10 protein-coding genes are annotated in these 11,305 nt (G+C 50.5%); 3 read left to right on the top strand and 7 right to left on the bottom strand.

Translation table 11 applies throughout. The features are described from left to right. Positions 1-6: 6 nt before the first annotated feature. Positions 7-330: a DUF2442 domain-containing protein gene (locus tag PPHA_RS12005; RefSeq protein WP_223293915.1), complete on the bottom strand. Its 324-nt coding sequence runs from the start codon at positions 328-330 to the stop codon at positions 7-9. A 19-nt stretch (positions 331-349) separates the two neighbouring features. Continuing rightward, positions 350-610, bottom strand: a complete 261-nt coding sequence (locus PPHA_RS12000; RefSeq protein WP_012509090.1) for a DUF4160 domain-containing protein — start codon at positions 608-610, stop codon at positions 350-352. A 230-nt stretch (positions 611-840) separates the two neighbouring features. On the opposite strand from PPHA_RS12000, the gene PPHA_RS11995 reads away from it, so the two are divergent. Next, entirely contained in the window at positions 841-3,996 is a 3,156-nt protein-coding gene (locus tag PPHA_RS11995; RefSeq protein ID WP_049759937.1) for an SUMF1/EgtB/PvdO family nonheme iron enzyme, read from the top strand. Between the two features lie 390 nt (positions 3,997-4,386). After that, positions 4,387-4,944: a transposase gene (locus tag PPHA_RS11990; RefSeq protein ID WP_041526881.1), complete on the top strand. Its 558-nt coding sequence runs from the start codon at positions 4,387-4,389 to the stop codon at positions 4,942-4,944. A gap of 193 nt (positions 4,945-5,137) precedes the next feature. Here PPHA_RS11990 and PPHA_RS11985 read toward each other — a convergent pair whose 3' ends face one another. The 5 genes from PPHA_RS11985 to PPHA_RS11965 all read right to left on the bottom strand — a co-directional run bounded on the left by PPHA_RS11985 (position 5,138) and on the right by PPHA_RS11965 (position 10,912). Next, on the bottom strand, positions 5,138-6,205 hold the full coding sequence (locus PPHA_RS11985) for a hypothetical protein (RefSeq protein WP_012509087.1): 1,068 nt from the start codon (positions 6,203-6,205) through the stop codon (positions 5,138-5,140). A gap of 17 nt (positions 6,206-6,222) precedes the next feature. Further along, complete coding sequence (locus tag PPHA_RS11980) at positions 6,223-6,945, bottom strand: DUF6345 domain-containing protein (RefSeq protein ID WP_012509086.1); 723 nt, start codon at positions 6,943-6,945, stop codon at positions 6,223-6,225. 186 nt (positions 6,946-7,131) lie between these two features. Continuing rightward, positions 7,132-8,913 (bottom strand): 2-succinyl-5-enolpyruvyl-6-hydroxy-3-cyclohexene-1-carboxylic-acid synthase, encoded by a 1,782-nt coding sequence (menD, locus tag PPHA_RS11975; RefSeq protein ID WP_012509085.1) that lies wholly within the window; start codon positions 8,911-8,913, stop codon positions 7,132-7,134. Further along, positions 8,910-10,316, bottom strand: a complete 1,407-nt coding sequence (locus tag PPHA_RS11970; protein ID WP_012509084.1) for an isochorismate synthase — start codon at positions 10,314-10,316, stop codon at positions 8,910-8,912. The genes menD and PPHA_RS11970 overlap by 4 nt, the downstream gene beginning before the upstream one ends. Next, complete coding sequence (locus tag PPHA_RS11965; protein WP_012509083.1) at positions 10,313-10,912, bottom strand: tetratricopeptide repeat protein; 600 nt, start codon at positions 10,910-10,912, stop codon at positions 10,313-10,315. Before PPHA_RS11965 ends, PPHA_RS11970 begins: the two co-directional genes overlap by 4 nt. Positions 10,913-11,079: 167 nt before the next feature. Between PPHA_RS11965 and PPHA_RS11960 the strand changes: the two genes are divergently transcribed. Then, the gene (locus tag PPHA_RS11960) at positions 11,080-11,286 is read left to right on the top strand and encodes a heavy-metal-associated domain-containing protein (protein ID WP_012509082.1); all 207 of its coding nucleotides are present in this window, start codon (positions 11,080-11,082) and stop codon (positions 11,284-11,286) included. The last annotated feature ends 19 nt before the right edge of the window (positions 11,287-11,305 follow it).

Raw genomic sequence — 11,305 nt, 5'->3', positions numbered from 1 at the left:
CCCGTTTTATCCCTGAAGCGAAAGAGGATCTTGTATTTCTTCTCGAAAATGATACGAAGGCTGCGGAAGAAATCGCCCAGGATTGATATTGCTTTGAGCTTGTATGATTTTATCGTAGAGCGTTTCAGGCGCAATGTCGGCACCATTTGGCCATGATATGGTACCTCCCTCAATTGATGCTTTCCGGAAAAAGGTTATCTCCTTCAACGGCTCAAAAACAGGGCCAGTTGAGAGGTATTCGGAAAAATCAACGTCGCCATTTATGCCGTTATCAAAGATGATATGGTAAATATACCCCTCTTTACAGGTGATACGCACAATGTCGTTCATGTTCCACATCGGCAAAAAATCAGTCTAAAGGTTCAATCTTCTTGATTTCCTGACCTGTCATTGCCAAACGCCAGTCTGTTTCAAGTTCAGCAACTCTGAGGTCAACCCACTCTCTTACCAGTTTTACTGCGGTTTTTGAACCGAGATCACCACGCAAAATGTTCCCCTGAAAATCAAAAACAGCTTTCTTACCCTGAAATTCCGCATGAAAATGAGGAGGATTGTGCTCCTGATGAAACATTCTTATGATGATTCCAAAAAATCGGGAGATTTCAGGCACACTTTCAATGTAATCTTTAAAATCACATATTGAATCATGGATGGAGTGTATGACTACAGGAGCCAGCTATGTAAGGGTAAGATAGCTATTATCTGCAACATGCGAGAGTAATTTATTAGACCGGAATATTTGTTGCTGTGGAACAGCCGGTATTGCTGCGTGAGAAGTGAACGGGACTGATTTCGTTTTGATTGACAGGTGCAAGCAGTTAACAACCTTTCCCAAATTTGATGCCAAACGAAACATCCACTATGCCGCTTGATTATAAGGGAGTTATGGTTTCGAGCACCTTCACCGACCTGAAGGAGCATCGTGCTGCGCTGATCAACATTATCGATGGCGCGGGGTTTAAAGCTGTGGTGATGGAGCATGATTCAGCCAAGTCTGGCGTGGATGTGATCGACTCTTCGCTACAGATGGTTCGGGATAGTGCCGTCTATATTGGAATCATCGCAAAGAAGCTTGGCCAGATGCCAAAATGTCCCACTCGTAATCCTCGTAGTGTTTCAATCACTGAACTGGAATTCAACGAAGCGGTACGTCTCGGTCGGCCCATTCTGTTGTTCCTCATGGGGAATGAGCACAAAGTCATTGAGTCCGAGTTTGAACTCAAAGCCTTGAATCGCAAGAAGCTGAACGCCTTCCGTGAGAGGGCAAAGAATATGGGGCCGGATTCGAAAGTGCATCGTGTTTATGCCGAGTTCAACAGCCTTGAGGAGTTCAGGGAAAAGGCGGCCAAAGCGCTCTCCGATCTGCGCCTTGCTTTTCATGCAACCCCATCGGCACCTGAAGCAGGCAAGGAAACTTCTCAATCCGTTGACAAAAAACATGAAGAGTGCGCAGAGTGTTACCAGACTATCCTTAAAGAGGAGTTGGGTTACATTCGTATGCTTGGGCTTCCGGGTGTTGAGAGCATCAAGGTCAACCTGAACAACGACACCTTTGTGCCCTTGCGACTCTCCGACAGTTATGCAAGAGGTGGGCTTTTTTCAAAAGAGAGCGAGTTGCAGGGAGGTGAACATATTCTCTATCCTGACGAGATCATGAAGCAGGCCTTCCACGACCGGAGAGGTCGCCGGATGCTGCTCGTTATCGGTGACCCTGGTGCTGGCAAAACAACGCTTCTCAAGTATTATGCCCTTTGTGCGCTTGAGGATTTCGCGAAGCTTGGATTCAGCGCTCCACTCAATGTATTCTACCTGCCCTTGCGTGATCTTGTCCGCGACAAGGAGGGTCGTTGCACTGAAAATCTGCCAGCAACCCTTGCTGCCTGGTCAGAAAAGCATCACCAATCCATTGATGCAAAGGTTTTCAATGACTGGCTGAACCACGGCAGCTCGCTGGTGTTGCTTGACGGTCTTGATGAAATCAGCAACATCGAAGAGCGAAAAGAGGTGTGCCGGTGGATTGACAACGCCTTCAGCGGCTTCAGCAAGGCCTGGTTTGTGGTGACATCACGGGCGACAGGGTACCGCAAAGATGAGGGTATTGAGCTTGCCTCAGATTATGAACGTGCCGATGTACAGGACTTTACCCCGGAGCAGCAGGAGCGGTTTTTACGAAACTGGTTCACGGCTGCATTTCTGAAAGAGCCTTGTGAAAAAGGAGTTCACGAGGAGTTGTGGCAGGAGAAACAAAAAAAGGAGGCCGAAAAACGCACCACCACCATTGTTGCGCATCTCAAGGTCGAGAAGAACAAGGGGCTGCGCCAACTGGCCGCCATACCCATGATTCTGCAGATCATGGCTATTTTGTGGAAGGAGAGGGAGTACATGCCGGAAAGCCGTGTTGAACTCTACGATGCAGCGCTCAACTATCTGCTTGAATTCCGCGACAAACGCCGGGATATTAAACCGCTGCTCTCGGCAACTCATGCCCGGCAGGTGCTTGGGCCGGTTTCATTCTGGATGCAGGATACGCTCAAAAAAGATGAAGCGGCAAAAACAGAAATGCACAGTGAAATGAAGGAGTGGCTTGACACGCTGGATACTCCTCCAACCGCAAAAGTTTTTTGCGACTATCTGGTCAATCGTGCAGGTTTGTTGGTCGAGACTGGCGGCAAGGAGTACCTCTTCCGTCATAAATCATTCCGTGAATATCTCGCAGGAGTTCAGCTCAAGGAAGATCGTCCCTATGAGTATCTGAACACACTTGTTGCGAATTTTGGTGATGACTGGTGGGAGGAACCACTCCGCTTTTTTATAGCATCAGTTGATGCCAAAGTTTTTGATGCCTTCATGCAAAAGCTGTTTGATTCGCCATGGAGTGACGAGATGACACCAAAGCAGCAGTTGTTATTGCAAACAATCATTGAAGAGGCTAAAGGAAAAAAAATTGACGCATTGTGCAACAAGCTGCTTGAACCGACTACAACAGGCGGTCGGCAGCGGGTGATTCTTGACTGCCTCAAAGCTATCAATAAACCGGTAGCGCTTGATGCGTTGCAGCAGTTCCGGGAGAAAAAACTTGCCGGAGAGAACCGGGACGTTATCAATCGGACTGAGGAGGTGATTCTGGCACTTGGAGGTCAATCGCTAACTTCAAAAGCTGAAAAGAGCATCAGCGGAAAACCGGCATCGTTCCGAAATCCCAATGAACAGAATGCGGAGTACATCCTGATACCGGGCGGAAACTACCGGTATTCAGTTACAGACGAAATCGTGGATGTGTCAGATACTTACTTCGCCAAGTATCCGGTAACCAACAAGCTTTACCGCATCTTCATTGCATGGTTGCAGGCAAAAGAGATGCCGGTTTTGTATTCAGCATTCACCACTGAACTGGATGCTATCGCAAATGATAACAGGTGGGGAACGGATTTTGGCGGCTATTACAATAACGGTAAAAGTGATCTTGCGGCACTCTTTCGTTCAAAGTATGATGAAGATCGCAAATACGATGGAGAGGATCAGCCGGTGGTTGGGGTTACCTGGTATGCTGCCAGAGCTTATTGCCTCTGGCTTTCCTTGCTTGAAGGTGATAAGACATGTTACCGTCTTCCTGATGAAATGGCGTGGGAGTGGGCAGCGGGTGGAAAGCAAGGAACAACTGGGCAGAAAGTACGTTCTTATCCGTGGTCTGAAGCGAAGGGAAAGCCCAACTCAACACTTGCGAACTATAATAAAAACATAGGCACAACGACACCGGTTGGCAACTATCCTGAAGGAGCTACCCCGGAAGGGCTGTATGATATGGCTGGCAACGTCTGGGAGTGGATGGGCAACTGGTATGATAAAGAAAATGAGTGGCTAGCTCAGCGTGGTTCGTCGTATTATAGCAGTAATGCTGATGCTCTGCGCTGCTCCTCCCGGCTCATCAACGATCCGTGGAGCTGGTACGTCAGCCTTGGTTTTCGAGTGATTCGTTCCAGTCCTTTTTCTTCCTGAAAATCTGGCAATCTGATCTCTGAATCTCTGAAAAAAGAGCCCCCGCAAAAAGGCAGGCTCACATGGTGAGAATGGAATTTTTTTTTGATTGTAGGGGCACGGCATGCCGTGCCCCTACGATGCGCGGGACATACGGTGTGTCGGGTTCCATGCCGCACCCCGGATGGCGGTGGCATTGGTGACGTGTAGGGGCACGGCATGCCGTGCCCTCACGATGCGGGACACACGGTGTGTTGGGGTCATGCCGCACCCGGATGGTGGTGGTATTGTGAAACGTGTGAGGGCACGGCATGCCGTGCCCTCGCGATGCGGGACACACAATGCGTTGGTGTCATGCAAATCGGGCGTACCCGTATAACGAACGGCGAATCAAACAAATGGGGGGGCATAATGCAGGATCATCATCGGCATAGCATCCGTTTGCAACAGTACGATTACGGCCAATCCGGGTTTTATTTCATTACCATCTGTACGCATAATCGATTTTGTCTGTTTGGGGCCATTGAGCATGATGTGATGCGGCTCACTGTACAGGGAGAAATTGCTGCTGCCTGTTGGTCGGCCATTCCGGATCATTTTTCCCATATTGAATTGGATGAATGGATTGTCATGCCTAATCATGTTCACGGTATTTTGCGGGTTGGGGACAATGATGATGCAACCCGCAGGGTCACGGCATGCCGTGACCCTGCGATGGCGACAACGACAACGGCATTCGAACAATTCGGGGTGCCGGTTTCCGGGTCAATTCCGACGGTGATTCGTTCATTCAAATCGGCGGTGACCAAAGGGATTAACGATCTTTCTCAAACGTCCGCGAAAGGTGTTGTCTGGCAACGCAATTATTGGGAACACCTGATCCGTGATGAACCCACCTTGCAAAGAATCAGGGAATACATCCGCAATAATCCTCTGCATTGGGAAATCGATCAATTGTATTCGTCGTAGGGGCACGGCATTGTGGGGGGTAACGGCACGGGGGCACGGCATGCCGTGCCCCTACGATGCGGGGATATGGTGTGTTGGCTTCCATGCCGCACCCGGATGGTGGTGGCATTGTGAAACGTGTAGGGGCACGGCATTGTGGGGGGTAACGGCACGGGGGCACGGCATGCCGTGCCCCTACGCTGTGTGATAATGGTTATCGCATATCTGATTGTCCTTCTCCGGTTTTGGGAGAAAGAATGGTTTCTGATGGTTTTTGCTGTTTGTCGATTCCGGGGATTTTGGAGTCGAGGGATTGCATGAATGGATAGTAGGCTTTCGGTTTTCTGAGAAGCGGGACGTAGAAATCAACAGGGATCTCTATGACTTCACGATTATTCGGGCCCTGATAGAGAGCTTTGGCAGTAACGAAGAGTGCTGGTTCGATAACGCCTCTGCCATCATCAAAGAGCACGAGGGTTGATTTTTGAGCGGTGTTTTTTTCCGAATGTCCGGTCAACATGCAGAGCTGATTCTGGATATCCTTCCGGATGAGCTCATTGCTTTTCAGTTCGGCTGGTTGAATTTTTCGTGCTTCCACTTCAGGCCAGTTACGGATCATACCGGTCAGGTTGCCATTTTCACCCAGATGCATCACTATTCGCGAGCCAGGCCCCTGGACAGGCAGACCATTCAACTTGCGGCTGAATTGCACCGTAACCAGCTTTTTGTAGGCGCCGGTACTTTTCCCCTCTTTCGAAACACTCATGTCGAGACCGCCAACATGTGCCACGAGCATCTCTTTGCTCTTTTTTGGCATATTGCCTGTTTCTGAAAGGTATTTTCTGGCCAGTTCCGGAGCCGCCTGCACTGAAGGGAGGTTGCTTGTTGACTCTTCGGCTGCATATTTTCCGAGACCGAAGTTCAGCAGAAAGCTGCCGTTCTGTTGATCGATGTCAAAGACCGCAGAAGGATCGTTTGCGGAGGTAAAGATAAAGCGACCAGTCAGTTGCTGAACGTTTTCAAAAGAGCTGTTGTTTTCACGCGAACTCTTCATGATTCGTCCCAATAGTTCTTGCGCATCGCTCTGATTGAGCATTTTGACGGGAACTGCCTGATAGGTTATCAGCTCTTTGTTGCCGATATAGTTATTACTCCTCGCTGCCAGATGCAGGAAGCTTTGATCGGGGAGAGGGTTTTTCCGTGTGAGTTCTTCGGCAGAAACGTTCGTTCCCAGAGCAAGAGTCATCGTTATGAGGGCAACAATGGATGTCATTTTTTTCATGATTAGTCTCCTCTCAATTAGTATTGATACCAGATTTTAAGCCAGGTATGAGTCGCGGGTGGATCAGCGCTGAAGGTTGCATACGAATCACCCTCACAGGGAGGATACATTACTGCCGCACCTCGTTCACTTCCGTCGCCGTAAAGCGAGATGGCATCAAACCATGCCTGCCAGACGGCTGCCCCTGATTTTATGCGGCTGCCGAAATAGGCTGAAATATCCTGATCACAGGACATCGATGCTGTGGTACGGAAACCGCAGACCTGGTGAACGCCGTCGAAGACACCGGTACCGCCGGTCCAGGCAGAATACCAGTCGGCAACTTCCAGAGGGCTTGCGACAACATTGCAGGCGTGCAGGGTAACAAATTCCGCATTGTAATCACCCCACCCCTTATGCGTTGTTGAGCCCGCAGTTGTCAGGTCAACCCAGGTTGACTGGCATTTGATTTGCCATGGGCTGCCGTGACCGACAAAGTAGGAAAAGTCCATTTTGTCGACCCGTTCATTGTTGGAGGATGTAAATTGAAAGGGTTCAGCCCAGTAATACTGATCATAGCTGAAATTATTGATAAAGTTCCATACCGGAGTTGTGGCATCGCCTTCGGTTTTACTGCCGACATATCCACCCTCCCAGTGATCAACCGCAGATGCTGTCCGGAGAGGCGAAGAGGTGAAGAGCAGGAGAAGCAGACAGAAAAAGAGCTTTTTTCTGCGAGCAACAAGATGTTTTTTGTCCATAATAAATCTCCCTGTTTCTGGTGTGCGTCAAGAGTTTCTGATGGAAAAACAAATACTGATGTAGATCACTTTCTTTGGAGTGTGAACAGGAAAATTACAAAAATATACACGGGTATTTGCACGCGTTTATCCTGAATCCTTGCCTTGGATGCGGTTTGTACAGTTGGGTTACTGTTATAACGCTATTTAATTCGGCTGTTCAGAAATCTTTTCAATAAAACCTTGATAGAGGTGGTTGGTCAGGGTTTCGATTCTCGCCTGCAGGGCGCGGTGGTGGTGAAGATTTTCTGCCCGGTTACTGCGCAGCTCTATGATGATGCTCCGGGGGCTGCCGGTTGCTTCGAGGTAGCAGCGGGTAAATTCCTGGTTGGTTTGCGGGCAGGCGTAGTCGAGCCCGAAGGTTTCGGCGGCTGAACGGATGCTGTAGTTTTGTGGTGTGGCAAAATGGGTTTCCATAAGGTCACGGTACTCTGCAATAGGAAGGAAGGAGAAGATGCCGCCGCCGTTGTTGTTCAGGACGATGATCTGCAGGGGTACGGTCATGGCGCCGAGCAGCGAGAGGGCGTTGAGGTCGTGCAGGAAGGCGATATCGCCGATGATCAGTGTTGTGCTTTTGCCATCTCCCTCAGCAAAGCCTGCTGCGGTGGAGATGATGCCGTCTATGCCGCTTGCTCCCCGGTTGATGGCGCTTCGGATGGCGTGAGGGTGGCTGCTGCAGGCGAAGTTGTCCATATCCCTGACGGGCATGCTGTTCGAGAGGAAGAGCCGTTGTTGGGCGGTAATGAGACGCGAAACGAGTCGTGCGGCTGAAATTTCGGTGACCGGTTTGTTGCCTATGCATTCGGCGTCAATCTCTTCTTCAGCCCGCCTGAAGAACTCTTCGGTTGCGGCGTTTATTATGCCGGATGAAAGTGTGCGGCATCCCTTGAGTTTGGCTGCGGTCGAGGCAATGGAGGCTTCGATGCTGAGGGTTACATTATGGTCGGGCGAGAGGCGGTTGGCGTGGTTTTTTACGACAATGTAGTGCTTTGGCTTCCACTCTCTGATGGCTGCTGCCGGCTGTTTTGCGATGATATGGCCTCCAAAATGGAGTACCAGATCGGGCTTGAAGTGGCGGGTGAAGTGTGGCGATGCAAAGGCCAGTTGCCAGGGACGGGTGGTGCTTTTCAGTCGCAGCCCCGATGAGAAGTCGGTGTAAAGTGGTATCTGCAGTTCAAGGGCAAGCTGTTCAACTGCTTCAGCCTCTTCGGGTTTCTGCATGTTTCCGGCAATGATCAGGGGCTCTTTTGCCACTGCGAGGGCTTCGCGCAGCAAGGACAACGTTTCGGCATCAGGCTCTTTTTCAGGAAGCGCCGATTTTCCTGATGGTTTTCCGTTTTCCAGCCACTCTTGCAGGGGCGCTGCCCATGCATCTTTCAGGTCAGGTATTTCCGGTTCAAGCGGTTCCCGGAAGGGCTGGTTGAGATGGACGGGCCCAGCGGGCGATCCAATGGTTTTTACTACGGCATGGGCAATGGTGGAGAGCAGTGCCTTGAGGGGAATCTCCTTCGATGGCACAGGCAGTTGCATATGCCAGCGGGTATAACTTCCGAAGATGTTTTCCTGGCGGATGGTCTGGTTTGCTCCGCATTCGAGCAGCTCGAAGGGGCGGTCGGCGGAAAGCACGAGAATCGGCTGAAAGTCCATCGATGCCTCAACAATGGCAGGGAAGTAGTTTGCGACAGCGGTGCCGGAGGTGCAGATGAGTACGGCTGGCCTGGCAGTTGCCCGTCCGTAACCGAGGGCAAAAAAGGCGGCTGAGCGTTCATCGGCAAACATTTTCCATCGCGCTTTCGGGTTTCTTGCAATGGCAACGGTGAGGGGCGTTGAGCGTGAGCCTGGCGAGATGCAGAAAAAATCAGCGCCCTGACGGATCAGCTCTTCAATGATGATGCTGCTCCAGAGTGAGTTTATCTGGCGGTTGTTCATGCCTCTTGCCGGGATATGGCCAGAATGTCCCCGATTTTCTGGTCAACCTCTTCCCATTCAGCAAAGGGATTTGATCCTTTTACCAAGCCGGCCCCGGAGTAGAGGTAGGCAAAACGGCCATGGACAAGGGCTGAACGGATTCCGACACAAAATTCTGCTGCGTCCCGGCTTACCCAGCCAATTGGAGCGGCGTACCAGCCACGGCTGAAGGGTTCCAGCTCCATGATATGCTGCATGGCCGGAGCCTTGGGCACTCCGCCTACAGCGGGAGTGGGGTGGAGCAGTTGCAGGATGGCGCTGTCGTACTCGAATTCGGGTTTCAGTTGGGCGGTACAGCGGGTGTAGAGGTGTGCAAGACGATTCAGTTGCAGGACGTTGACCTCTTTTTCCATATCAATATTGCTGCATATCTTTTGCAGCTCCTGATAGATCATCTCCCTGACAAAGTTATGTTCACGGATATCTTTTTCCGAGTTCAGAAGTACTTCAGAGGCGAGGTGGTCATCGCCGTTGATGGACTCTTTTGAACAGGTGCCAGCCAGAGCCTCCGTGAGCAGCATATTGCCGTCCCGGCGGTAGAGCCGTTCAGGGGTAAAGCTGAAAAAGGCGTGGTTTGGGGCGGGTTCAAAGTAGAACCGGAAGATGGTGTTCTGCTTGTAGGGGTAGTGCAGCAGAAAAAGGAGCGGTGAAAAGATGCTTGTGAATTCGAGCGTGGTCTGCCGTGCCAGCATGATCTTTTCCATCTCGCCGGACTCAAAGGTCAGCAGCGCTTTCCGGCACTCTTCCATCCACTCTTTTTCATCCGGATTATAGCTGAGGTGCAGCAGCTCCGGAAGTTTCATGACTGTGCTGTTTGTGTCGGTTACAACACGGTCGAGCAGGTCGGTTAGGGCGCTGATTTTTTTATGGATGTCATCGCCGATTTCAACCCAGAGGTGGCATGAGAGGGCGAAGGCGCCGTTTTCAAAGGTTAACTGGAGAAGCGGAAGGACAAAGGAGAAGGAGGAGAAGGGTTGCCAGATGGGATCCTGTTTTTCCTCGTTGTTGAAACGGAAGCCGCCGAAATAACGGGCATCGGGATTTTTGTCTTTGACAGAAAGGGCGAATTGCCGGAAATTGTCTCCATTATTTCCTGCTCCTTCACAGGCAATGGAGTCGGCAATTCCGATACCGGCTACGGAAAAATCTCTTTCCCGGTTCATCCAGAAGAGTCTGGGATAAACGCTCTGAGAGCTGAGCCATTCATCAGGTTCAGTCGGTTGCAGTGGCTGACGGAATGTTACAAGCAGGTGTTGCTCCCGTTGATCGGGCTCAACATGCTTGTCACCATACAGGGCTAATGCCGACGCAAGGCTTGAAACGGCCTTTTCTATGGATAAAGGTTCCTCTGAAGGGATAATCACCGGGCCTCTTTTTTGAGATGTTTCTGCAGAGAGAGGGCAAGATAGTTGTTTTTCACAAGAAGCCATTCATAAATCGCCTCGGCTTCGGCTCTGCGTCCTGTGCGCAGATAGCAGACGGCAAGGTTGTAGTGGGCATCGGTAAATGCATCACTGTTCTCTATGGCTTGACTGTAAAGGGTAGCTGCCTTTTCGAACTGTCCCAATTGCATGGTGACGTTGCCGAGATCGTAGAGTCTCAGCGAGTCTTTTGGTGAGCGATCGAGGTGCTTCTGAAAATATCCCAGAGCGTCAGCATATTTTTTCTGGTTGAAGGCTACGGCGCCAAGTGCGTGCAGGGCTTCGTCAAGTCCGGGATTGATGGCAAGCGCCCTCTTGTAGGTATCGGTGGCTTCGCTGTAGCGTTTGGAGCGTGCATAGGCGTTGCCGAGACGCAGATAGTCGGTGGCATTATCCGGGTTTTTCCAGACCTGCTGCTGCAGGTTGTCGATCTCGTTCTGGGTGCGGTTGCATGAAGTGAGTATGGTCATTCCTGCCAGGAGAATGATCACAAAAAGGCATGATATGCCTGCTTTTGAATGTGTTTGTGCATGTTTCATAGTATCTCAATATAACCACTCAAGGAATGATCTTCCAATCCTCATTTGACGGAAATATTTTAAAATTGCCGGTAGTGTACGTAACTTCTTCCTTGGTGAGTTGTTGCGCTGAAAGTGGCTGCGCATCCGGAGATGATAATGTAAATGATTTTATCAGGTAAATATCCATGAAAAACGAACTGCAGGTCAGCGGTATGCATTGCGGCGGTTGTGAGCTGCTTGTCAAAGAGGCGCTTGAAGAGGTAGAAGGGATCAGTGCTGCGGAAGTTTCATTCCTCAAGGGCTCTGTTGTTGTGGAATATGAACCGGAAGTGGTGAGCCTTGCCTTGGTGACTGCGGTGATTGAGGGGCAGGGTTTCACGGTGAAAAGCTGAGGCTGTTTGCCTTTTTTGG

This window comes from Pelodictyon phaeoclathratiforme BU-1, assembly GCF_000020645.1.
GTDB lineage: Bacteria > Bacteroidota > Chlorobiia > Chlorobiales > Chlorobiaceae > Chlorobium > Chlorobium phaeoclathratiforme.
Note: the sequence above shows the minus strand (reverse complement) of the source record. Positions and strands in the feature narration are given on the sequence as shown.